Genomic DNA, 23028 nt, shown 5'->3' on the forward strand with positions numbered 1-23028 from the left:
TTCGCTGCCGCCGCTGACCGGCCCGGCCGGCGCCTGAGGCCACCCGATCCCTTGCCGATCCGACCAGGATCGGCTGCGAGATCGTGCGACCCCAGGCATCCGCCCGGACCAGCCATCGACGGGACCGCCTCGTGGAACAACCCATCTCAGGCCGCGACGCCGCGGTTCTCGGGCAGGCGCCGCGCGACGTACTCGGTCGGCGTGCAGCCGGCCAGCTCGCGGAAGTCGCGGTTGAGGTGCGGCTGGTCGTAGTAGCCGCCGACCGCGGCGATCTCCGCGAAGCGCGCGGGGCCGTCGGCGCGGTCGAGCAGCGACAGCACGCGCCGGAAGCGCAGGATGCGCGCGATCGCCTTCGGCCCGAGGCCGACGTCCTGCGCGAACCGGCCCGACAGGTGGCGCCGGCTGCAGCCCAACTCGGCGCAGAGCTGGGCGATGCCGACGGCGCCGTGCGTCGCGCTCAGCCGCGACCACGCGAACGCCACGTCGGGCCGCGGCGCCGGCGCGCGCTGCAGGCGGGCGAGCAGGAACGCGTCAAGCAGCGCGAAGCGCTCGGGCCAGTCCGGCAGCTCGGCGAGGTGCTCGGTCAGCTCGGCGGGCAGGACCGCGTCGAGAGCGACGACGCGGCGCGACAGCTCCCCCATCGGCAGGCCGAAGAGCATCTGCGCGCCGAGCGGGGTCAGGTCCATCTGGATCCCGAGCTGCTCTCCCCCGTGCTCGGTGACGACCGCGCGGTCGTGCAGCCCGGCGACGAACGATCCGAAGCGCGGGCCATCGACCATGATCGCCGGTCCGAGGTTGAGGATCACCGTGATCGCCTCGTGCGGGACCTCCAGGCGCCGCAGCGCAGCGCCGACGTCCTCGCGGTAGCCCAGGTACCCGCGGTGGACCAGCGGACGCAGCGCCGGGTGCGGCGGGCGGGCGACGGTCTCCCAGTCGCCCGCCGGCGAGACGTGGTGCTCGATCACGTCTCGCAGTGTGCCGCGCCCGGCGCGCCGCGCCAAGCGCCGGGCGCCAAGCGCCGGAGCGCTACCGCTTCTCGCGCACCGGCAGCGACACCTTCACCTTGGTCAGCGTCGCCGAGAACGCCGCCGGGCTGGGCCCGTAGGTCGGCGCGTCGCGGCCGAGCAGCTCGGCGACGATGCGGTGGCCCTTGGGGAACTTCCAGCCGTTGCCGTCGAGCGTGAAGCGGAAGCTGCCCTTCTGGTTGTCGGTCAGGCGATACGTGCCGCGATCGATCAGCTGCTGCTTGCCGGTCTTGGGGTTGAGGTCCCAGATCCGCGCGTCGAGCTGGCCGTAGCGGCCCTTGGTCGCCACCGTGCCGGTGATGACCGTCTGGCCGATGAGCGTGGCGCCGGGCGACACGGTCGTCACGGTCGCCTTGCTGGTCTTGTCCACCGGGTGCGCCAGGCAGTGCGACGCCGTGGCCGACAGCGGGGCCACCGCCGCGGCGAGCGTCGCGCCGGCGCCCTTGGAGGTGATCTTCAGCGCCTTGGCCGACCCGAACCTCAGGGTCGAGCGCGAAAGGCCGTCGAACGACGTCGCCGTGTACGGGCCGCCGCCGGAGGGCGCCGTCGCCGGGCAGGTCATCGTGTAGGCCGTGGCCGACCCGGGCGTGGGCTTGGCGCCCGTGCCCTTCAGCCATGCGTCGAAGAACGCCAGGCCGGAGGCGTCGAACGCGGCCGTGTCCTTGGCGTGGTTGGCCCCCGGGGCGTGACCGAGGTCGCCGACCTGCAGCGACACCGGCGCGGTCCTGCTCTGCGCGCGGACGTGGTCGTAGGCGCCGAGCGACTGGCCGACGGGGAACAGCGCGTCGGTCCAGCCCGACTGCAGCAGCAGCGGGCTCGGAGAGCCCGCCACGCCGGCGACCCCGTGGTAGTTGTAGGAGTTGTCGAGCGTCGCCTGGGCCGAGGCGCCGAACGTGCCGGTGTCGAGCTGCTGCTTCCAGCTCGTGATGTCGGTGCTGAGGTCGCCGCCCGGCGGGGCGACGAAGGCGCTCAACGCCACGGCGAAGATGCCGCCCGCGTAGTTCTGGGCCTCGACGCCGGTCGGCGTGCGCGACCACGGGCCGCGGCCGTTGCGCGTGAAGATCGACTCGCCGTTGGACCACAGCCAGCGCGGCCACGCCGCAGCCAGGCTGATCGGCGTGCCCTTCGGGCTCGTCCACGGCGCGTAGCCGCCGTCGGGGAGCCGCACGCGATCCTTGAGGAAGGCCAACATGGTGGAGAACCCTCCGCCGTAGGAGATGCCCGTCGAGCCGATGGCATCGGGCTTGACGACGCCCTGGTCGACGAGCTGGCCGACCAGCGTCTGGACGTCGCGGACCTCGTAGCGCATGTCGCCGAGGCGGGTCCACCCCGCTTCGCAGCCGGCGGTGCGGGAGTCGGGCTTGCCGCACGAGTTGCCGAAGCCGCGAGCGGTCGGCGTGACGACGGCGTAGCCCTGCTGGGCGAAGAACCAGTTGGTGTAGTTCTCCTTGGACGTGGTGCTCTCGAACGACGTCTTGTCGCCGCCGAGTCCGTGGAGCAGCAGGATCGTCGGGAACGGACCGTCGCCCGTGGCGGGCAGCGTGACGTCGACGTCGATCGGCGTGCCGTCGAAGCTCGTGGGCCGCGAGGCGAGATCGTTGGTCGGGCAGAAGCGGACGCCGTTGGCGGGCGTGCACTCGTGGCCGAAGGGCGTGGGGGCGGCGTGGGCCGCGGCGGGGGCCAGCGCGAGGAGCGCTGCCACCGCCGCGCCGAGCAGCGCGGGGCGTGGGACGGGCACCATGCGCGCACCCTAACTGAACGCGCGGTCAACAGCGAAGGATTGCGGGACACCGCGGATCCGGGCGCGCCACGAAGTAGGTTCCGCTCCGTGCGCGGCACCCCGTCCGACCTCGAACGCCGGCTGTGGCTGCCCTATGCGGCGCTGATGATCGGCGCCAACGTCGTCGGCGCGATCATCGTGTTCGCGCTCATCCGCTGGGTGCTGCCGCTGCCCGCGATCGACGACTCGGACGCGGTCCGGCGCACGAACGTCGTCGCGCTGATCGCGTACCTCGTCTTCGCCGTCCCCGCCGGCACGCTGTCGGTGCTGTGGCTCCTGCGGCCGGTGCTCGACTGGCTGCGGGAGGATCGCCCGCCGACGGCCGCCGAGCAGCGCGTGGCCCTGCTCGCCCCGGCCCGCGAGCTCCTGGTCCACGCCGTGCTGTGGACCCTCGGCGGAGTGGCGTTCACGCTGCTCAACGCGCAGTACGACGGCCACCTGGCGCTCATCATCGCGATCACGGTGACGCTGGCCGGCACCGCCACCTGCGCCGTCGCCTATCTGCTGGCCCAGCGGGTGCTGCGCCCGATCGCCGCCCGCGCGCTGGCCGGCGCGGTGCCCGACGATCCCGCGCTGCCCGGCATCGCGGTGCGGCTCCTGCTGACCTGGGCGCTCGGGACCGGCGTGCCGGTGGTCGGCGTCGCGCTCGTCGGCGCGGGCGAGCTCACCGGCGTGCTCGACGCGTCGGCCGACCGGGTGGCCGCCACCGCCGTGATCCTCGGTGGGATCGCGCTCGTCGTCGGCCTCACGGTGATGGCGCTGACCGCACGCTCGCTGGCCGATCCGCTCGAGGGCCTGCGTGGCGCCCAGGCCCGCGTGCAGCGCGGGGACGACGACGCGCACGTCGACGTCTACGACGGCAGCGAGCTCGGCCTGCTGCAGGCGGGGTTCAACCGCATGGTCGAGGGGCTGCGGGAGCGCGAGCGGCTGCGCGACCTCTTCGGCCGCCAGGTCGGCGAGGACGTCGCACGCCAGGCGCTGGAGCGCGGCATCACGCTCGGCGGCGAGGAGCTCGAGGTCGCGGTCCTGTTCATCGACCTGGTCGGCTCGACCGAGCTGGCCCACGAGCGGCCGCCGGCCGAGGTCGTCGAGCTGCTCAACGAGTTCTTCTGCGTGGTCGTCGCCGTCGTCGCCGGCGAGGGCGGCTCGGTCAACAAGTTCGTCGGCGACGCCGCGCTCTGCGTCTTCGGCGCACCCCTGCCCCACGACGACGCCGCCGGTGCCGCCCTGCGCGCGGCGCGCGCGCTGCGCAGCCGCCTGGCCGAGGAGCTGCCCCGGTGCGATGCCGGCATCGGCGTCTCGGCCGGCACCGCGGTCGCCGGCAACATCGGGGCGGCCGAGCGCTTCGAGTACACCGTGATCGGCGATCCGGTCAACGAGGCGTCGCGCCTGACCGAGCTGGCCAAGCAGCACGACGAGCGCATCCTGGCCTCCGAGGCGGCGGTGCGGCGCGCCGGCACGGACGAGGCGCAGCGCTGGGCGCTCGGCGAGACCGAGACGCTGCGCGGCCGCGCCGCGCCCACGCGCCTGGCCGCGCCGCGCCCGCGCGAGGCGGCCTAGAACGCCCGGTCCCTACTGGACCGCGGGTACGAGCCACTGGGCGAGTACCCGCAGCGAAACGAGCCCTCTGGGCGAGGCTTCGCCTAAAAGCGCACGGTGAAGCGCGCGCCGCCCAGCGGCGCGTCGCCCACCTCGACGCCCGCGCCGTGGTGGCCGGCCTGCTGGGCGACGAGGGCCAGGCCCAGGCCCGAGCCCGGACGGTCGGTCCCGTCGATGCGCGCGAACGGCGCGAAGATGCGCTCGCGCTCCCCGGCCGGGACGCCGGGCCCGTCGTCGTCGACGGTGAGGACCGGCCCGCCGGCGTCCGCGCCGTTGCCACCGGACAGCGCGACGTGCACGCGTCCCGCCGTGCCCTCGCCGCCGCGCCCGTGGCGCGCCGCGTTGGACACCAGGTTCTCCACCAGCAGCCGCAGTCCCGGCTCCCAGCCCTCCACGACCACCGGCGCCTCCGGCAGCTCGGCGGTCAGCGCGAGCTCCGGGTGGCGCGCGGCGGCGGCGGTCACGACGCCGTCGACCAGGTCGGCCAGGTCGACGGAGGTGTGCTCCAACGGCCCCGCGTCGCCGCGCGCGAGCGCCTGCAGCCCGTCGAGCAGGTCGACCATCCTGCGCTGCTGGTCCAGCGCGTCGTCGAGCATGTCGCCCCGCCGCGGCGCCGCCAGGTCCGGGTGGCGGCGCAGCGTCGACAGCGCCGCCTGCACGCTGGTCAGCGGCGTACGCAGCTCGTGCCCGGCGTCGGCGGCGAACCGGCGCGTCGCGGCCAGCGCGCGCTCGCGGTCGCCGGCCGAGCGCCCCAGCCGCGCGAGCATCGCGTTGAAGCTCGTGGCCAGCGAGCGCAGCTCGGCGGGGCCGTCGTCGGACGGCACGCGGCGGTCGAGGTCCTCGTCGCCGGCCACGCTGGAGGCCACCGCCTGCAGCCGCCGCAGCGGGCGCAGGACCAGCGAGGTGAGCAGCCAGACCGCCGCGCCGACGACCGCGAGCGCGGCGAGCGCCAGCAGCGCCAGGCGCCGCTGAAGGTCGGAGATGCGGCGGTCGACCCCGCGGAGGCTGGAGACGACCTCCAGGCGGCCGAGCCCGCCGAGGTCCCGATCGCTCAGCGTCGTTACGTAGGCGCGGTAGCGCTGGCCGGCGGCGGTGAACGTCGACAGCCCGCTCGGCAGCGACCGCGGCCGGCTCGGCGGCGGCGCCCCGGTGTCCAGCAGCGTGACCCGGCCGAGCCGCAGCCGCAGCGAGCTGCCCGTGGCCCGCAGCACCGCGTCCAGGCGCGGGTCGTCCTCGGGCACCTCCTGCTGCACGGCGGCGACGGCCGTGGGCCGCGACAGCTCCGCGGTGCGCTTCAGGCGGTCGTCCAGCGCCGAGCGCTCCGAGGCGTCGACCTCGTCGAAGGCCAGCGCCCCCGCCACGGCCAGGGCCGCGGCGAGCACGAGCAGGACGCCAAGCGTCAGGCGACCGCGGAGGCTGCGCACCCGGTCAGACTCGCAGGACGAAGCCGACGCCGCGCACGGTGTGCAGCACGCGCGGCTCCCCGGCGGTCTCCAGCTTGCGCCGCACGTAGCCCACGAAGACGTCGGCGACGTTGGTCTGCGGGTCGAACGTGTAGCCCCAGACCTCCTCGTGCAGCCGCCGGCGGTCGAGCACCTCGCCGGGATGGCGCAGGAACAGCTGCAGCAGCTCGAACTCCCGGCGCGTCAGGTCCAGGTCGCGCTCTCCGCGCCGCGCGCTGCGCGTCCGCGGGTCGAGGCGCAGGTCGCCGACCGCCAACGCCTCGTCCTCCCCCGCCGGGCGGCGGCGCAGGAGCGCGTGCAGCCGCGCCACGACCTCCTCCAGCGCGAACGGCTTGACCACGTAGTCGTCGGCCCCCGCCTGCAGGCCGCGCACGCGGTCGTCGATCTCGTCGCGCGCCGAGAGCACGCACACCGGCACCTGGTCGCCGTCTGCGCGCAGCCGTCGCAGCACCTCGAGGCCGTCGAGGTCCGGCATGCTCAGGTCCAGCAGCACGACCGCGGGATGCACGCGCGCCACGGCCTCCAGCGCCGCCCGCCCGCCGGACGCGGCCACCACCGCGAAGCCCTCCAGTTCCAGCCCGGCGCCCACCGCGCGCCGGATGGCGGGGTCGTCGTCGACCAGCAGGACAACGGGCCCCGCGGGCGCGGCGTCAGCCACGCGAGACGACCTCGCAGTCGTCGGCCACGGCGTCTTGCGCGTCGGCGGTCACGCGATCGCGCCCGGCACCGCAGCGGATCGTGTCGACCTCGCCGTCGCGGGCCAGGATCGTGTCGTTGCCGTTGCCGCCGATGATCAGGTCGGCGCCCGGTCCGCCGGTGATCCGGTCCTTGCCGCTACCGCCGAGGAGCGTGTCGGCGCCCGCGCCGCCCTTGATGGTGTCGTTGCCCTCGTCGCCGGAGATGGTGTCGCCGCCGGCCCCGCCGTCGAGCCGGTCGGCGCCGCCGCGGCCGTGGAGCGTGTCGTCGCCGGCACGCCCGTCGATCCGGTCGGCCCCGTCGGTGCCCACCAGCTCGTCGGCGGCGCGCGTGCCGGTCAGCGTGTCGGCGGCGGCCGTCGCCGCGCCGAGCGCGAAGGGGACGAGGAGGAGCAGGACGGCGAGGCGGCGGCGCATGGGCATGAGGATGACGCAGGTTCCCGCCCCGTCATCGCGCGCGGAGAGCCTCTCACGAATCTCTCATCGAGCGTGAGAGGTGCGTGAGAGAACGGTCGGCGGCCTCGAAGATGCGGAGAGCCTCTGTGCAGCAACCACGACGCAATCCCAGGAGGAGCACGTCCATGCAGCTACGCAAGACCCTCATCGGCGCCACCGCGGCGCTGGCCATCGTGCCGGCCGGCACCGCGCTCGCCGCTACGATCCAGGGCGGGCCCGGGAACGAGCGCCTGCGCGGCACGCAGGTCGCCGACGCCATCGACGGGAACGCGGGCAACGACCGCATCTGGGGGCGTGGCGGCGACGATCAGGTGACCGGCGGCGAGGGCGCCGACCGCGTCTATGGCGGCGCCGGCAACGACGGGCTCAAGGGCGGCGACGCCCGCGACCGCATCTACGGCGGCAGCGGCAACGACACGTCCTCGGGCGAGGCCGGCAACGATCGCATGGCCGGCGGCACCGGCGACGACGTCCAGGACGGCGGCCCCGGCAACGACACCATCTACGCCAACCTCGGCCGGGACACGTCCACCGGCGGAGACGGCAACGACACGCTGTGGGCGCTGGCCCGCGGCGACGTCCAGCCCGGTCCCAGCGGCGAGGTCGACCAGACCGGCGACACGCTCGACGGCGGCCCCGGCAACGACACGTTCCGCACCCGCGACGGCGAGGTCGACCGCATCACGTGCGGCGACGGCACCGACCGCGCGCTGCTCGACCAGGTCGACGTGATCCTCGACGCCACCGCCGAGCGCCCCGACGGCTCGTGCGAGAAGGTCGTGCGCAGGGCGGCCAAGGGGAAGGACTCGAAGTCCGAGGACGCCCAGCAGGCCCCCAAGGAGGCCGGCGTGCAGTCCTAGACATGACGCGCGCCGGGGACTGTCCCCCGCCCGATCGGAGGGGGGACAGTCCCCGGCGCCTGCGACGATGCGCGGGATGCCGCAGCTGCGCCTCGAGCGGTTCACCGCGGAGCACCTCGACGGGATGAAGGCCATGATCTTCGATCCCGACGTCCGGCGGTTCACGGGCTTTCCGGAGCCGCCGGACCTGGGCTTCCCGCGCCGCTGGCTGGACAGCTACGCCGCCGGCCGGGTCGACGGGACGCGCGAGGCCTTCGCGGCGGTCGACCCGGACGGTCGCCTCCTCGGGCTCGGGCTGGCGCCGGTGATCGTGCCCGCCGCCCGCGAGGCCGAGCTCGGCTACGTCGTCGTCCCCGACGCGCGCGGCGCCGGAATCGGCACCGAGCTGCTGCGCCAGCTGACGCGCTGGGGCTTCGACCGCCTCGGCGCTGTGCGCCTCACGCTCCAGATCGACGCGGCCAACGGCGCCTCGCTGGAGGTCGCACGGCGGTGCGGCTACGTCCGCGAGGGCGTCAAGCGCAACGCCTACGTCAAGCGCGGCCTCCGGGCCGACATGGTCCAGCTCGCGCGCCTGGCGTCCGACCCGGACCCCGACGAGGTCTAGGAGACGGTGTCGCTATCGCGACTGGGGACCCACCTCCGGCGGCGACGGCTGGCCGTCGTGGGCCTCGGCCTGGCTGGCCGCCTGCGGCACCCCTAGGAGCGTGCGTCAGTAACGGCGACCGAGGGCGGTGGCGGTGCGTTCGGTGTTGTCGAGGTCGTGAAGGGGGCGCGCAGCGCCGGTCGGGTCGGGGTCCGGGCGGGCGCTGGCGGGTCGTTGGTCGGCGGCGTCGTCGGTCGTGTGAGCGCCCTGGTGGCCGTCATCCGGTGGGGATGAGGGCCAGCCCGCCGTTGCGGTGCAGCTTGAGCAGGTTGTGGATTGCGCAGTGAAAGCGCCACTGCTGGCGGGCCGGATCCCGGCCGCGGAGCAGCAGTTGGCGGGCGTCTTGGACGGTGTCGATCTGGCCGAAGACCGGCTCGACGATCGTCTTGCGGCGGGCGTAGAGCGCGGCGCCCGCCTTCTGTTTGAGCTTGCGGGCCATCAGCTGCTTGGGGGCGGCGTCCTTGGGGATCGGCCCGCGCGGCGCTGGCGCCGGTGGTTCTGAGTGCTTGAAGCGGCCGGTCGCCAGGTGCGGATCTAGGCCGTGCTCGGCGGTGATCGCGACGTTGTGCTCGGAGAAGTAGCCGGCGTCGCCGAGCAGCGCCGCCGCGTCGGGCAGCTCGGCGCCGATCGCGTCGAGGTTCTCGTCAAGCTGGTCGAGCGCGCCCTGAAGCAGCCGCGCGTCGGGCGCCTGGTCAGACAGCTCGGAGACCACGATCACCTGCGTGCTGGAATCGACGATCGCCTGGCCGTTGTAGCACTGGTGAAACGACCCGTCGGAGGTCTTCATGATCCGTGACTCGGGGTCGGTGAAGTTGCGCTGCGCCGTCGGCTTGGGCTTGAACGGATCGCGGCCACCGGGCGGCCGGCGCGGCTTCTTGCCCTGCCGCTCAAGCTCCGCGCGTCGGGCGGTCTCGGCCTCGGCGGCCTCGGCCTCCAGCGCCGCCTTGGCCTGCCGGATGACCGCCAGACGCGTCTCGCGACGCTGCAGCTCGTCAGGCAGCTCGTCGCCGCGCCGGTCGGCGCCGAACGCCTCATCCTCGGCCGCGTCGGTGGCCTCGGCGTCGGCCAGCAGCGCGTCGACCCGCCCGCGCAGCACCGCGACCTCCTGCTCAAGCCGGGCCTCCTGCTTGCCCATCCGCTCATAGCTCATCGCCTTGTGCCGCGACGCGTTGGCACGCAGCTTGGTGCCGTCGACGGCCAGCACCCCCAACCCGACCAGCCCGCCCTTCTCGCACAACCGCAGCGCCTGCACGAACAGCTCGCCCAACGCGGTCAGGTGGCGCTTGCGGAAGCGCGCGATCGAGCGATGGTCGGGGTGCTGGCCGGCGCACAGCATCCGCACCGCCACGTCGCGGTAGGTCGCCCGCTCCAGCTTGCGCGAGGAGACCACGCTGTTGGCGTAGCCGTAGATCAACAGCTTGAGCATCAACCGCGGGTCATACGGCGGAAAGCCACGCTCCTGCTCATAGGACGCATAGATCGCCGCCAGATCCAACGCGCCCGTCTCGACCAGATCCGAGACGAAGTGCGCCAGATCACCATCGGGCACCCAGTCCCGCAGCGACGGCGCCATCAACAACACCTGATCGGGGTCATAGGCCCGAAACGTCTTCTCGGCCCCCACCGGCCGCCGCTCGGCCACCATCACCACCACCGCCGCCGCATCGACGTCCAGCAACCGCTCCTGGCCCTCAACCACTCCCACATCCGCCATGTCGACATACTTAACAACACAGCGGACGGAACCGGCCCGGTTACTGACCCACGCTCCTAGCCGACCGCGACGGAGGCCAGCGGCGCGCCCCACGACTCGAGGTCGTCGGGCGGCGGCACCTTGTAGCCCAGGTAGAGGTCGACGCCGATGTCGCGCGTCGCCCACTTGGCGAAGCTCTCCGCGAAGCGCTCCCGCGTGTCGGCGCAGCCGCCCATCTGCTGCTCGTCGCACCCGTAGCCCGTGGGGATCGCCGCGTCCAGCCGCCGGTGCAGCGCGGAGTCGACGAGGGCGAAGTCGACCACGTGGCCGAGCTCGTGCAGGACCGTGCGGTCGATGCCGCGCTGGCCGTAGCGCCGCGACACCACCGCGAGGTTCAGCGTGACCGAGTAGCGCGGGCCCACCGACTGCGTGGTGCCCGCGATGCCCGCGGCGGTGGACGCGACGTGGACGTCGACGATGCCGTCGATGGCGGCGATCAGCCGCTGGGCCTCGGGCCGCGCGTGGCTCACGGCCAGCAGGACGGCGTCGCGGTCGGCCGGGGCCGCCGCGGGGTCGAACGCGAACGTCGCGGCCCGCTCCGTCGCGGTGACGCGGCCGACCTGCCGGCCCTGCTGCGCCGTGCTGGCGGCGCCGCGCGGACGCGTCGCGAGCACGACCAGCGCGACCACCGCGAGGGCGATCAGGGGCGCGGCGAGGCTCCGTGTCCGATCCGGCATTCCCCCTGTATCGGCCGCCGAGGCGCTAATTTGGAGGGAGTGACGCCCAGCGTCGACGTCCCGCGCTTCGCCTACGCCCTCCATCCGCTGCCGCCCAACCGCGTCGGGCTGCGACGGTGGCGCTGGGAGCTGTGGCACGGCGCCAGCCTCGTCGCCGCCGGCTGGCGGCTGACCCAGGAGCACGCCCAGCGCGCGCTGTGCACCGCCGCCTCGCGCCGCGGGCACGCCCAGCTCGGCGTCCATCCGCTGCGCCCCGAGCGCACGCCGACGCCCGGCGGGCTGGCCGCCGGCGCGCCCGTGCGCCTGGACTGCGGCGCCTTCGAGTGCACGCTCGTCCCGCGCCTGCCCGGCGCCGCCGGGTGGACGCCCGCCATGGCCGTCTGACGGACCGGCCGCCGCCCCGTCGTCTACCGTGATGGGCGATGCCGCCCCTGGTTCGGCGCGCGGCGGCGCTCGCCCTCACCGCCTTGGTCCTCTACGGCGTCGCTCCGGCGGTCGTCGAGGTCCTGGGCGCGTGGCCCCAGGTGCGCGACCTGCAGCCGTGGTGGCTGGCCGCCATGGTGTTCTTCGAGATCGCCTCGCTCTGGTGCCTGTGGGAACTGCAGGCGGTCTCCATCGGCACGCACGACCACACCGCGGTCGCGACGTCGCAGCTCGGCGGGGGCGCGCTCGGCCGGGTCATCCCGGGCGGCGCCGCCACCGCCGCGGCTGCGCAGTACAACATGCTCAACGCATCCGAGGACGTCCCGCGCGGCAACATCGCCACCGGGCTGGCGGCCGCCACCGTGCTGCAGATCGCCGGCCTGTGCGTGCTGCCCGCGCTCGCGGTCCCGGCGATCGTCTTCGGCCTGCGCGTCCCGCACACGCTGCTGGAGACCGGGATCCTCGGCCTCGGACTCTTCCTCGCGATGCTCGCGCTCGGCTTCGGCGTCGGGCGCAGCGAGCAGGCGCTGCGCTGGGTCGGGCGCATGGCGCGCGAGCTGAGCTCCCGCCTGCCCGGCGACCGGCGGCTGCCCGCCGACCTGCCCGACCGGCTCGTCGCCCACCGCGACGAGGTCGTCGAGCGCCTGGGTGACCGCCTGGTCGCCGCGGCCGGCGCCGCCGTCGGCCGGTGGCTCTTCGACCTGATGGCCTTGGTGACGGCGATCGTCGCCGTCGGCGGCCATCCGCGCTTCTCGCTCGTGCTGCTGGCCTACGTCGCCGCGCAGCTCCTGGCGCAGATCCCGATCACGCCGGGCGGCATCGGCGTGGTCGAGGCCGGGCTCACCGCGACGCTCGTGCTGGCCGGCGTCGGCGGTGGCGACGCCGCCGTGGCGACGCTCGCCTACCGCCTGGTCTCCTACTGGCTCATGCTGCCGGCCGGGCTGGTCGCGTGGGTCATCCACCGCCGCCGACTCGCGGTCGCGGCGCCGACCGTTTGACACCAGGGTGAGGAGCGCTACGCCGGGGTCGGGCTGACTGGGGTCCTCCCGGGCCGGGCCTCCTCGGCGCGCAGTTGCCGCAGACGCCAGCCGGTGGCGGTCAGCAGGACGCCATGGAAGATGAACGAGATCGCCACCAGCACCGCCAGCGTCGCCAGGCCCAGATCGGGGAGCGCGAGGATGAGCACGCCGATCACGAGGTCGACGATGCCCCCGAACGCGTGGAACAGCCGATGCCCGTCATCCAGCGTGAACGTCCGGATGAGCTCGAGCACGCCGGCCATGACCAGCCAGACACCGGCGGCGACGACCAGCACGAGCAGCGTGTCGCCCGGCCGCCGGAGGATCACCATGCCGCCGATGATCCCCGATACCCCGAGGACGATCCGCAGCGTGCGATCGTCGGGATCGGCGTCGTCGGACAGCGCGTCGGCGATCGTGAACGCGCTGAGCACGGCGAGGTTGATGCCCAGGATCAGCGCGAGGGCGAGGAGGGTGATTCCGGGCCAGACGATTGCCAGCACGCCGGCGATGACCGACAGGATGCCGACCACCATCGGCAGCCACCACCACTTCCACGCCGGGTGGTCTACACGCACAGCCATCACAACGCCTTTCGTCGGGTTCGGTGGTGGAGATAGGCCCGCGTTCGGCGGGGGCAAACGGCGCGTGTGACGCACCTCACGCACTAATTGCTGAAGCAACTTCCTACCGTGTCCGACCGTTTGGCATGAACGCCCGACCCCTCTCCCCACGCTATGTCGCTTCTCACCCTCTTCTCCTCCACCGCCATCGTCATCGGGCTCTGCGCGGCCCTTCCCCAGCTCGCCGCGATGCTCCGCGCCCGCTCGGCCGCCGGCCAGTCCTCGCTGGGCTGTGAGGCGCGCCGCCGCGACGAGCTGCAGCTGGTCGCGGCCTAGCAAGACCCCTGAACAAGTCGCTGCGGCCAGCGCGGCCGTGGACACATCTGACCGGACCGCCCGATTCTCAGCGGCCTTCTAGCCGCTCAGCCCGCGGCAGCCGACGCGCGCGCCACCGCGTCCGCGTCGCCGAGCGCGGCCTCCGGCACGCCGAAGGCCTCCACGAGGTCGGACGCGTGCGGGCGCAGCTCGGCGCACAGCGCGTTGACGGCCTTGATGACCGCCTTGGAGCGTGTCGAGGAGAGCCGGCCGTGCTCCTGGAACCAGCCGCGCTCGGCCTCGATCGTGCTCAAGGCGTACAGGTCGCACACGCGGCCCAGCAGCGCGCGTGAGCCCGGGTGCTCGCAGCGCTGCACCGCCGCGGCGAAGGACTCCAGGACCACGCTGTCGACGTACGCGCGCGCAGCGGAGATCACGTGATCCTGGCAGTCGACGAGCACCGCGAACGGGTCGCGCCCGGCGTCGATGCCGCCCTTCAGGCGCCGGGCGGCGCCCGACAGGATGTGGTCCGAACGCCAGCGGAACAGCTCGAGCTGCGTTGCGCGCTCCGACAGGTCGCCCTCGTCGGTGCGGCCCGGCAGCAGGTCGTCGGCCAGCCGGCCGAGGACCTCCCGGATCGCGCTGCGCTCGGCGACCGTCTCGAACACCTGCCCGGCGAGGAAGCTGGCCGTGCCCAGCGGGTCGAGCTCGCCGAGCTGGTCGCGGAAGTCGGTGAGCAGGTTCTTGGCCGCGAGCTGGAGCAACACGGTGTTGTCGCCCTCGAACGTCGTGAAGACGTCGGTGTCGGCCTTCAGGGCGGCGAAGCGGTTGCCCTTCAGGTAGCCCATCCCGCCGCAGGCCTCGCGGGCCTCCTGGATCGTCGCCGTCGCATGCCAGGTCGCCACGGCCTTGAGGCCGGCGGCCAGCGTCTCGAGCTCGCGCCGCTCGCGGTCCAGCGGCTCGCCGGAGCTGAACACGCGGTGCAGGCGGGCGACCACGTCCTCCTGGGCGAAGTGCAGGGCGTACACCTTGCTCAGGGCCGGCAGCAGCCGACGCTGATGGGTGCGGTAGTCCATGAGGACGACCTCCTCGCCGCCGGGCGGGCCGAACTGGCGCCGCGACTCGGCGTGGCGCACCGCGATCGCCAGCGCGACCTTCGTGGCGTTGATCGAGGCGCCGCAGACGCTGACGCGCCCCTGGATCAGGGTGCCCAACATGGTGAAGAACCGCTTGGTGGGGTTCTCGATCGCGCTCGTGTACACCCCGTCGGCGCTGACCTCGGCGTAGCGGTCCAGCAGCGCCTCGCGCGGCACGCGGACCTCCTCGAACCAGATCCGGCCGTTGTCGACGCCGTCGAGGCCGAGCTTCGCGCCGCAGTCCTCGATCCGGATGCCGTCGAGGACGGTCCCGCGCTCGTCGCGCAGCGGCACGAGCAGGGCGTGGACGCCGCGCGGCTCGCCGCCGACGATCAGCTGCGCGAAGACCGCGGCCATGCGCCCGTCGCGGGCGGCGTTGCCGATGTAGTCCTTGCGCGCGCCGTCGTCGGGCGTATGGACGACGAACTCCTGCGTGGCGGCGTCGTAGGTGGCGGTCGTGGCGAGCTGCTGGACGTTGGAGCCGTGGGCGGTCTCGGTCATCGCGAAGCACCCCGGGAGCCGCAGCGACGTGATGTCGCTCAGGTACGCCTCGTGGTGCCTGCGCGTGCCCAGATGCAGGACCGCACCGCCGAACAGACCGAACTGCACGCCGCACTTGACCAGGAGCGACAGGTCGCCGAACGCCAGCGTCTCGAACGCCGCGATCGAGCCGCCGACCTGGCCGCGGCCGCCGAACTCGGTCGGGAAGCCGATGGCGGTCTCCCCCGCCTCGGCCAGCTCCCGGGCCCACACGAGGACCTGCTCGCGGTGCTCCTCGAGCGGCAGGTCGGGACGCGGGGCGCTGCTGGGCCGCGCCAGCCACTGGCGCGTCATGTCGCGGATCGCGGCGTGCTCGCCGTCGAGCAGGCGGCGCAGCGCGGCGACGTCGGCGGCGGGCGAGGCGGTGGGATGGGAGGTGGTCGCGGCCATGGGAGATCCTTTGGTGCCGGGAAGGTGCCGGGGCCAGCGTTCCCCGCAGGGGCCGTTCCCATGTGCCGCGACCCTCCAGTGGGCCGCGCGACCCACTAGGTTCTGCGGCGATGGCGCGCCGCGGCTCCGGACCCGAGATCCTCGCCACCGCCGGCGAGCTGGTGGTGCAGCGCGACGGCGCGCGCCCGACGGGGCGGCTGCTGCGCCAGGGCGACATGGACGCCTCCTACGTCGACCTCGCCGACCCGCGCCACGTCGAGTTCGACTACCTGCGGCGGATGCGCGACCTCGTCGAGGCGCTGCGGGCCCGGCGCATCGTGCACGTCGGCGGGGCGGGCTGCGCGCTGGCGCGAGCGCTCGCCGCCGGCGACCGCGACCGCATGCGCCGCCAGGAGATCGTCGAGGTCGACGCCGCGGTCCTCGAGCTCGCACGCGAGCACCTCGGGCTGCGCAAGGAGCCGGGGGTGAAGGTCCGCTGCGCCGACGGTCGCGCGCATATCGCGTCCCGCGCCGACGCGTCGGCCGACGTCGTGCTCGTCGACGCGTTCGTCGGCGCGCGCGTGCCGCGCCATCTCGCGACGGTCGAGGCCCTGGCCGACGCCGCCCGCGTGGTCGCGCCCGGCGGCGCCTTGGCCATCAACGTGGTGGACGCGCCGCCGATGGCCGACGTGCGGGCCATCGGCGCCGGGCTGCGCGAGTGCTTTGCGACCGTCGCCGCGGTCGGCGGCGGGCCCGTGCTGCGCGGCCGCCGCGCGGGCAACGTCGTGCTGATCGCCGGCCACGGGCCGCTGCCGCTGGAGCGCCTGCGCGTCCGGGCGACCGCCGACCCTTCCCCCGCCGGCCTGCTGAGCCCGGCCGAGGCGGCGGCGTTCTGCGGCGGCACCCCGCCCTGGCGCGATTGACCGCTCGGGGCGTCCCAGGGGAACACTGGCCCAGAGGGCCAGGCTCCCTTGCGGGTGTTCGCCCAGAGGGCGAAACCCGCGGCGAATGAGGGACCAACGCTCCTAGGATGCACCCGTGCACCTCTCCCTCGCGTCCGTCCTGCAGGAGTCGGCGCTGCGGCGCCCCGACAAGGTCGCCGTGATCGAAGGCCCGCCCGCCCGCCGCCAGGTCACCTACGCCGAGCTGTGGGACGCGGCGCTGCGCCGCGCGGGGGCACTGGAGGCCGCCGGCGTCGAGCCGGGCGACCGCGTCGCGCTGCTCGCGCTCAACACCATCGACTTCATCACCGCGTACTACGGGATCCTGGCGCGGGGCGCCGTCGTCGTCCCGGTCGCGCCGATGCTCGTCGCGGACGAGATCGCGTTTCTGCTCCAGGACTCCGGCGCGAAGCTGGCGCTCGTCGCCGACGACCTCGACGAGGTCGTCGCGGGCGGGGCGGCCGCGGCCGGCGTGCCCGTGCTGGCGCTGGGCGACGACGCCGCGCTGGCCGGCGAGGCGGGCGCGCACGGGTTCGTCCGCGAGGCGCGCGAGCCGCTGGACCCGGCCGTGCTCTTCTACACCTCGGGCACGACCGGCCGGCCCAAGGGCGCCGTCCTCACCCATCTCAACCTGGTGATGAACGCGTTCGTCAACGCCTTCACCGCCAACCACATCGTCGCCGACGACGTCATGTTCGGGTGCCTGCCGCTCTTCCACACGTTCGGGCAGACGGTCGCGCTCAACGGCACGTTCCTCGTCGGCGGGACGCTGATCCTGCAGCCGCGCTTCGACCCGGCGCAGGCGCTGGAGCTGATGGTCGAGCACGAGGTGACCGCGTTCCTCGGCGTGCCGACCATGTACATGGCGTTGCTGGCGGCCGTCAAGGCGGGCGGCCCGATCCCGCGGCTGCGCCTGTGCGTCTCGGGCGGCGCACCGCTGCCGGTCAAGGTGCTCGAGGAGTTCGACGACACGTTCGGCACGCACGTGCAGGAGGGCTACGGCCTCTCGGAGACCTCGCCGACGGCGACGGTCAACCAGCTCGAGCTCGGCATCGAGCCCGGCTCGATCGGCCATCCGATCTGGGGCGTCGAGGTCGAGGTCGCCGACCCCGACATCGACGATGCGATCGTGCTGAAGCCGGCCGGCGAGGTCGGCGAGATCGTCATCCGCGGCCACAACGTCTTCGCGGGCTACCACGAGCGCCCCGAGGCGACCGCCGCGGCGATCGTCGACGGCTGGTTTCGCAGCGGCGACCTGGGCACCAGGGACGAGCGCGGCTTCCTGCGCATCGTCGACCGCAAGAAGGACCTCATCCTCCGTGGCGGCTACAACGTCTACCCCCGGGAGGTCGAGGAGGTCCTGGTCCGCCATCCCGCGGTCGACCAGGTCGCCGTCGTCGGCATCCCGCATGCCACGCACGGCGAGGAGGTGCTCGCCGTCGTCGTGCCCGATCCCGAGCACGGTGGCGACCTCGACGCCGAGGAGCTCCTGGCCTGGGTCGGCGAGCGCGTCGCGCGCCACAAGCGCCCGCGGCTGGTCGAGGTCGTCGACGAGCTGCCGCTCGGCCCCAGCCGCAAGGTCCTCAAGCGCGAGCTGCGCGAGCGCTTCGCGGCGCTGGGCGACGCCTGAGCCCCGGCGTGCGGTGGTCCAGGGCCGATGCCGGAGCCGCCCTTCCGCAACGGGGCCAGGCCCCATGACGGAAGGGTGACGGAAGCGTCTCAACGTCCGTCGAGGCCGGCCGCGAGCGTGTGGACGAGGCGGTCGAAGGAGGCGTCGAGGTCGAGCGGGAGGCCGAAGCCGCCGGCGGCCTCGAGGGACACGAAGCCGTGGATGGCGCTGCGGTAGGCGCGCAGCGCGTGGATCGTCTCGTCCTCGTCCAGCGACCAGCTGCGCAGGACCCCGCGCAGCACGTCGAGGACCGCGGCGCCGGCGGCGAGCAGCTCGGCGTCCTCGGCGTCGGGTGCGGTGATCGCGCCGGCGGCGTAGCGGCCGGGGTGCTCGAGGACGTAGCTGCGGTAGGCACCGGCGGTCGCCACCAGGCCCTCGGTGCCGGAGCGTCCGATCGCCGCCTCGCGCAGCGCCGCCGCGATCTCCGACAGCCCGAGCAGGCCGACGCCGCGGAGCAGGTCGTCGCGGCCGGCGACGTGGTTGTACAAGGACGGTGACTTGACGCCGAACGCGGCCGCCACGCGGGCCAGCGTGACCGCGTCGAGCCCCTCGGCGTCGGCGATCTCGGCCGCCGCCGCGACGACCCGGTCGCGGTCCAGCCCAGCGCGCGCCACGGCGCTCAGGACGCCTTCGCGATCGCCGCGTCCATCGCGGCGCCCGGCGCCTCGACGATCGGGCCGTGCCCGGGCGCCAGGCGCGCCGGGTTCAGGGCCCGCAGCGCGCGGGCGCTCTCCAGCTCGATCTCGCGCGACCAGGTGGCGAAGGTCGGCAGCGGGAACCGCGGGTTCATCCTGGCGCTCGTCGCGACGCCGCCGAGCGTGGAGTAGGCGTCGCCGCACAGCAGCGTGCCGTCGCGCGCGTCGAGCAGCGCGACGTGGCCGGGCGTGTGCCCGGGCGCCGCGACGACCTCCAGCGAGCCGATGCGGTCGCCGCCGACGACGGTGCGCGTCGGCGCGGTCTTCGCGCCCGGGAAGCTCCCGCGCCAGCGGCCCTCGGGCTCGCCGGGGTCCAAGGACTTGTCCTTGTTCAGCAGCCGCGCGTCGCGCGCCGAGATGATGACCTCGGCGTCGGGCAGCGCCCGGGCCAGCGCGTCGAGCGAGCCGATGTGGTCGCCGTGGGCGTGGGTCAGCGCGATGCGCCGGATCGGCGTGCCGAGCTGCTCGGCGGCCGCCAGCAGGCGCTTGGCGCTGCCGCTGAACATCGTGTCGACGAGCGTGAACCCGTCGTCCTCGCGGACGAGGTAGGCGTTGACCATGCCCATGCGCACGACGCGGGTGACGGCGGAAGTGGAGGCGGAGGAAGAAGGCATAGCCGCAAAACTAATGCCCTTAGTTTCCTCTGTCAAGTCATCGCGTCAGGTCGCGAGCGCGAAGGACGCGTGGACCGCGCCCCCGTCGGCCACCACCCACCGCCGTGCACCCTCGGCCAGCACGGAGAACCGGCCCGGCTGGGACGGCGCACGGAACTCGAGCTCCACGTCGAGCGCCTCCGGCTCGGCCCCGCCGAGCAGCTCCTCCTCCAGCACCGCCCAGTACGCCGCGTTGTTGACGTGTCCGGCGAGGTCCAGATCGGTCGCGCGAAACGCCCACGGGCGGGCGTCCAGGTCCACCGTGTCCGGGGGCGGCGGGGCCGGGTGGCGCAGGCGCGCCTTGATCTCCCGCCCGCCCGACGACGCCCGGTAGAGCTCGAGCTCCTCGTCGGTCAACGGCACCGGCCGCCCGCTGGCGGGATCGAGGTGCACCCACAGCGCGACGGCCTCCACCAGCGCGCCGGCGGACGTCGTCACCCGCGTCCGCCGCTGCGCCCACATCCGCCCGAGGCCGCTGGCGAACGTGCTCACCGTCGCGGCCTCGCCGAAGCGCGGGAAGCGCGCGACCTGCATGCGCGCACGCCGCACGACCCAGACCGCGCGATCGCCGACGCCGGCGTCGCTGACGTCGGCGTGCGCGACGTCCTGCAGCCAGCGGGCCAGCGCGTCGAGGCGCACCCGGCCCCCGGGCGCCGCGTCGGCGAGCCCGGGCCGCACCGTGTGCTCATAGACCCGGCCGCCGTCGGGGACCGGGACGATCTCGTCGAACTCGCTCAAGGCGGGGACGCTACCGAGCGGGCACGAGGACCAGCGTGTGGCTGCCCGGCAGCACGCGCGTGTTTCCTGCGAAGCGCGCGGTGATCTTCAGCGACCGCCACGTGCGGGCGGCGCGCGGCAGGTTCAGGTGCACGACGAACCGCCCGCCGCGCAGGCTGCGCGCCGTCACGACCGTCACCATGCGCTTGGCCCCGGTGCGGGCCGCGACGGTGATCCCGAGCGCCCCGACCGCCAGCGGGCTGGAGAGCCCGACGACCGTCAGCCGGCGGCCGTCGCGGGCCACGCGCGCCCGGGACACGACGAGTCCGGACCGGATCTTGGAGGGCAGGACCGCGCCCTGGCCGGACAGGCCGTCACCGGGCGCCACCGGCGTCAGGGCCGGCGGCGGGGCGGGCAGCCCGCCGCCGCCGGTCTCGCTCACCGCGCCCTCGCCGGTCAGCGCGATGTCGTGCGCCCCGGAGTCGTCGGTGCCGTTGACGATCCACGTCGAGGCCGCCGCGCCGGTGGCCCGCGGCGTGAAGGCGATCCGCAGCGTGCGCTGCTCGGCGGGCTGCAACGTGGTGCCCTCGTCGAGCGCGTCGAGCGCGACGAACGCGTCGGAGACCGGCGGCTTGGACTTCGTGATGCGAAACGCCGTGTCGCCGGTGTTGGCCAGCGTCAGCTCGCCTACGACCGTCTGGCCCACCGGCACTGCGCCGAACGCGAGCCCGCCGGCGGGCCGGATCTCCACGTGGCCGCCCTGCCCCGCGGTTCCCGACAGCCCGATGGTCTTGATCCCGCCGGTCGTGTGCAGCGTGATCTCGTCGACATACGCGCCCGGCACCTGGGGCGCGAAGCGCACGGCCAGATCCTGGTGCCCGCCCGAGGGGATCGTGGCGCCGACGTCGGGCACGCCGGACACGGTGAACGGCCCCTGCGGCAGCTCGACCGACTCGACCGTCAGCTCCTCGCTGCCCTCGTTGCCGAAGGTGGCCGTGCGCACGAGCGGGCTGGCGCCCGCGACGATGCCGCCGAACGACAGCGCCGGCGGCGAGGCCACGAGCATCGGTCCGTTGGCCTGACCCGTGCCGTTGAGCCCGAAGTCAAAGGTGCCGGCGCTCGTCACGACGTGCAGCGCGCCGCCCGCCGCGCCGGTCGCGGTCGGGCGGAACGTCACCGCAACGGGAACCGGGTCGCCTGCCTTCAGCGGCTTGGACAGGTCGGCGAACGCCGCGTCGAAGGACAGCGTCGTCGAGCTCACCGAGTTGATCGTCAGCTCCACCGACGGCGTCAACATCACCGACTTGGTGATCGACTGGCCGATCGTCGTCCTCGCGAACGTCGTGGACGGTCCCCGCAGCGCGGCGTTGACGGGCGCGCCGAAGCCGAGCACCTTCCCGTCGCGCGTGCCGACGTAGATGCGGCCGCTGCCCACGCCGGGCATCGCGAACTTCGTCGCGGTGCCGATCGGGTAGGAGAAGCGGAGCCGGAGCTTGTCGTTGACCGGAACCGCGTCGTAGGCGCGCAGCTCCGCGCCCTCGCCGGACCCGCCCGTCGAATGGATCGCCCAGCCCAGCGCGCTGCCGGACGTCAGGCCGTCGGACGTGATGACCGCCGAGCCCGAGCTGAAGCCCCACGGGTCGGTCGACTTCGCGCGCGCCACCATCGTCGGCTTGCCGCCGACCTGCGAGTACTGATACATCTTGAGGTAGCCGCTGGCGCCGCTGGCCGCCTCCTCGGCGTCCGACGTCGACGTCGGGATCATCAGCCAGCCGCCGTCGCCGGGCCAGATCGCCGGCCGTGCCCACACGCCGCCGTAGGGACCGACGCGGCTGACGACGTCGTCGTCCCCGGTGGCGGTCATCCCGATGCCGCCCAGCCGGTCGCGGTTGAGCACGTAGACGTAGCCGCTCTTGCCCACCGCCACCGCCAGGTGCGGATATTCCGGCGTTCCGAAGACGCCGTCGCGCAGCGCGGTCACGCCGCCCGACGCGAAGTCGGCGTCCCAGTTGTCGAGCTGCGCTGCGTCGTAGGGTGCGAAGAAGTCCTGTGCGCGCAGCTTGCCGTCGGACTGCACCGCGAGGCGGACGACCGACTCGCCGTAGCTGCCCAGGGGATCGCCGCCGGCGTGCCCGACCGGCGGCGAGCCGCCGTTGCCCGTCGCCACGAAGATGCGCCCCGGGCCGTCGGACATCAGCCCCGAGCCCGACTGCCAGATCCCCGCTCCCCAGCTCGTGGAGGCGCTCCAGCGCGCCTTGATGGCGCCCGCGGTGCTCACCCCGAACACCCAGCCCTGGTACCAGCCGTAGTCGCAGTGGCCGCCGAACGCGGCGTAGACGACGCCGTCGAGCAGCAGGAGCCCGGGTCGCTGGAGCTCCACGGTCGGGTTGAACGTCACCCCGGGCGCGTTGTCGGCGCTGCCCTGGATCTGCACCGGGAAGCCCGGGCGCTCGAGTCCGGTGCCGGCGTCGAGCGCGTCCATCCACCATTGCGCCGGGCCGCTCGTGCCACCCGAGGCATAGGTCTTGTGCGTCAGGTAGATCGTGTTGGTCGCGGGGTCGATGACCGGCGTGGCCGTGACGCCGATGTCGGGCAGCAGGTCGCTGCAGCCGAGGTCGCGCGGGTTCCACGGCGTGCCGTGCGGGAGCGTCCGCGCCCACGACCGGTTGCCGGTCTCCGCGTCGAGGCTCACGACCTGGTTGCGCTGGGTCGCCACCACGACGTGGCCGTCGTGCACCAGCGGCTGCGCGTAGACCTGGCCGTCGACGTCCGCGCTCCAGAGCTTGCCGAAGGTGGAACCGCCGACGAGGTCGGGCGCCAGCTTGGGCTGGTCTCCGTACCAGCCGTCGCGCAGGTCGCTGCCGCTGTTGGTGATGCCGGCGGCGAGCGCCGAGCCCGCGCTCAGCACGCACAGCAGCACCGCGATCCCGATGAGCCCAGCGACCTGCCGCACCACGCCACGTCCTTGTCCGCCCGGCTCCGCTTCCCCGACCGACCATCATGGCGGACCGGATTCCGGAACAACCTATCCGTCCGG

The 23028-nt window shown here is 74.1% G+C and carries 21 protein-coding genes; 8 read left to right on the plus strand and 13 right to left on the minus strand.

The window, feature by feature from the left end; genetic code table 11:
• Positions 1 to 146: 146 nt before the first annotated feature.
• The gene (locus tag VK501_RS23400) at positions 147 to 965 is read right to left on the minus strand and encodes a helix-turn-helix transcriptional regulator (RefSeq protein ID WP_324341785.1); all 819 of its coding nucleotides are present in this window, start codon (positions 963 to 965) and stop codon (positions 147 to 149) included.
• Positions 966 to 1026: 61 nt separating this feature from the next.
• Positions 1027 to 2766: a CocE/NonD family hydrolase gene (locus VK501_RS23405; protein ID WP_324341787.1), complete on the minus strand. Its 1740-nt coding sequence runs from the start codon at positions 2764 to 2766 to the stop codon at positions 1027 to 1029.
• 87 nt (positions 2767 to 2853) lie between these two features.
• Here VK501_RS23405 and VK501_RS23410 point away from each other — a divergent pair, with 87 nt between their 5' ends.
• Positions 2854 to 4365, plus strand: coding sequence for an adenylate/guanylate cyclase domain-containing protein (locus tag VK501_RS23410; RefSeq protein ID WP_324341789.1), 1512 nt, complete (start codon positions 2854 to 2856; stop codon positions 4363 to 4365).
• A gap of 83 nt (positions 4366 to 4448) precedes the next feature.
• Here the strand turns inward: VK501_RS23410 and VK501_RS23415 are convergent, their stop codons facing one another.
• From VK501_RS23415 to VK501_RS23425, 3 genes are read right to left on the minus strand one after another with little or no spacing between them, the layout of a single operon-like run.
• Entirely contained in the window at positions 4449 to 5828 is a 1380-nt protein-coding gene (locus VK501_RS23415; RefSeq protein ID WP_324341791.1) for a HAMP domain-containing sensor histidine kinase, read from the minus strand.
• A 4-nt stretch (positions 5829 to 5832) separates the two neighbouring features.
• Complete coding sequence (locus VK501_RS23420) at positions 5833 to 6525, minus strand: response regulator transcription factor (protein WP_324341792.1); 693 nt, start codon at positions 6523 to 6525, stop codon at positions 5833 to 5835.
• A complete protein-coding gene (locus tag VK501_RS23425; protein ID WP_324341793.1) occupies positions 6518 to 6979 on the minus strand; it encodes a hypothetical protein in 462 nt (153 codons plus the stop codon). The genes VK501_RS23420 and VK501_RS23425 overlap by 8 nt, the downstream gene beginning before the upstream one ends.
• Positions 6980 to 7143: 164 nt before the next feature.
• Here VK501_RS23425 and VK501_RS23430 point away from each other — a divergent pair, with 164 nt between their 5' ends.
• A complete protein-coding gene (locus tag VK501_RS23430; protein WP_324341794.1) occupies positions 7144 to 7878 on the plus strand; it encodes a calcium-binding protein in 735 nt (244 codons plus the stop codon).
• Positions 7879 to 7954: 76 nt separating this feature from the next.
• The gene (locus tag VK501_RS23435; RefSeq protein WP_324341795.1) at positions 7955 to 8482 is read left to right on the plus strand and encodes a GNAT family N-acetyltransferase; all 528 of its coding nucleotides are present in this window, start codon (positions 7955 to 7957) and stop codon (positions 8480 to 8482) included.
• 256 nt (positions 8483 to 8738) lie between these two features.
• Here the strand turns inward: VK501_RS23435 and VK501_RS23440 are convergent, their stop codons facing one another.
• The gene (locus VK501_RS23440; RefSeq protein WP_324341924.1) at positions 8739 to 10166 is read right to left on the minus strand and encodes an IS1182 family transposase; all 1428 of its coding nucleotides are present in this window, start codon (positions 10164 to 10166) and stop codon (positions 8739 to 8741) included.
• Positions 10167 to 10291: 125 nt separating this feature from the next.
• Entirely contained in the window at positions 10292 to 10951 is a 660-nt protein-coding gene (locus tag VK501_RS23445) for a hypothetical protein (RefSeq protein WP_324341796.1), read from the minus strand.
• Positions 10952 to 10990: 39 nt separating this feature from the next.
• On the opposite strand from VK501_RS23445, the gene VK501_RS23450 reads away from it, so the two are divergent.
• Complete coding sequence (locus VK501_RS23450) at positions 10991 to 11335, plus strand: hypothetical protein (protein ID WP_324341798.1); 345 nt, start codon at positions 10991 to 10993, stop codon at positions 11333 to 11335.
• 38 nt (positions 11336 to 11373) lie between these two features.
• Positions 11374 to 12372, plus strand: a complete 999-nt coding sequence (locus VK501_RS23455; RefSeq protein ID WP_324341800.1) for a lysylphosphatidylglycerol synthase transmembrane domain-containing protein — start codon at positions 11374 to 11376, stop codon at positions 12370 to 12372.
• Between the two features lie 17 nt (positions 12373 to 12389).
• Here VK501_RS23455 and VK501_RS23460 read toward each other — a convergent pair whose 3' ends face one another.
• Positions 12390 to 12977 (minus strand): HdeD family acid-resistance protein, encoded by a 588-nt coding sequence (locus VK501_RS23460; protein WP_324341802.1) that lies wholly within the window; start codon positions 12975 to 12977, stop codon positions 12390 to 12392.
• A 153-nt stretch (positions 12978 to 13130) separates the two neighbouring features.
• Here VK501_RS23460 and VK501_RS23465 point away from each other — a divergent pair, with 153 nt between their 5' ends.
• Positions 13131 to 13292 (plus strand): hypothetical protein, encoded by a 162-nt coding sequence (locus VK501_RS23465; protein ID WP_324341804.1) that lies wholly within the window; start codon positions 13131 to 13133, stop codon positions 13290 to 13292.
• Positions 13293 to 13378: 86 nt separating this feature from the next.
• Here VK501_RS23465 and VK501_RS23470 read toward each other — a convergent pair whose 3' ends face one another.
• Positions 13379 to 15337 carry an acyl-CoA dehydrogenase gene (locus tag VK501_RS23470; RefSeq protein ID WP_324341805.1) on the minus strand — a complete coding sequence of 653 codons (1959 nt, stop codon included), beginning with the start codon at positions 15335 to 15337 and terminating at the stop codon, positions 13379 to 13381.
• Between the two features lie 110 nt (positions 15338 to 15447).
• Here VK501_RS23470 and VK501_RS23475 point away from each other — a divergent pair, with 110 nt between their 5' ends.
• Complete coding sequence (locus VK501_RS23475) at positions 15448 to 16239, plus strand: fused MFS/spermidine synthase (protein WP_324341808.1); 792 nt, start codon at positions 15448 to 15450, stop codon at positions 16237 to 16239.
• Positions 16240 to 16354: 115 nt separating this feature from the next.
• Positions 16355 to 17887, plus strand: a complete 1533-nt coding sequence (locus tag VK501_RS23480) for a long-chain fatty acid--CoA ligase (protein ID WP_324341810.1) — start codon at positions 16355 to 16357, stop codon at positions 17885 to 17887.
• 89 nt (positions 17888 to 17976) lie between these two features.
• On the opposite strand, the gene VK501_RS23485 is transcribed toward VK501_RS23480, so the two are convergent.
• The 4 genes from VK501_RS23485 to VK501_RS23500 are packed head-to-tail and all read right to left on the minus strand — an operon-like array spanning position 17977 to position 22944.
• A complete protein-coding gene (locus VK501_RS23485) occupies positions 17977 to 18540 on the minus strand; it encodes a TetR-like C-terminal domain-containing protein (protein WP_324341812.1) in 564 nt (187 codons plus the stop codon).
• 5 nt (positions 18541 to 18545) lie between these two features.
• Positions 18546 to 19235 carry an MBL fold metallo-hydrolase gene (locus tag VK501_RS23490; RefSeq protein ID WP_324341813.1) on the minus strand — a complete coding sequence of 230 codons (690 nt, stop codon included), beginning with the start codon at positions 19233 to 19235 and terminating at the stop codon, positions 18546 to 18548.
• 45 nt (positions 19236 to 19280) lie between these two features.
• On the minus strand, positions 19281 to 20012 hold the full coding sequence (locus VK501_RS23495; RefSeq protein ID WP_324341814.1) for an acyl-[acyl-carrier-protein] thioesterase: 732 nt from the start codon (positions 20010 to 20012) through the stop codon (positions 19281 to 19283).
• A gap of 10 nt (positions 20013 to 20022) precedes the next feature.
• Positions 20023 to 22944: a choice-of-anchor D domain-containing protein gene (locus VK501_RS23500; RefSeq protein WP_324341816.1), complete on the minus strand. Its 2922-nt coding sequence runs from the start codon at positions 22942 to 22944 to the stop codon at positions 20023 to 20025.
• Positions 22945 to 23028 lie beyond the last annotated feature (84 nt).

It is taken from the genome of Baekduia sp. (assembly GCF_035318805.1).
Lineage (GTDB): Bacteria > Actinomycetota > Thermoleophilia > Solirubrobacterales > Solirubrobacteraceae > Baekduia.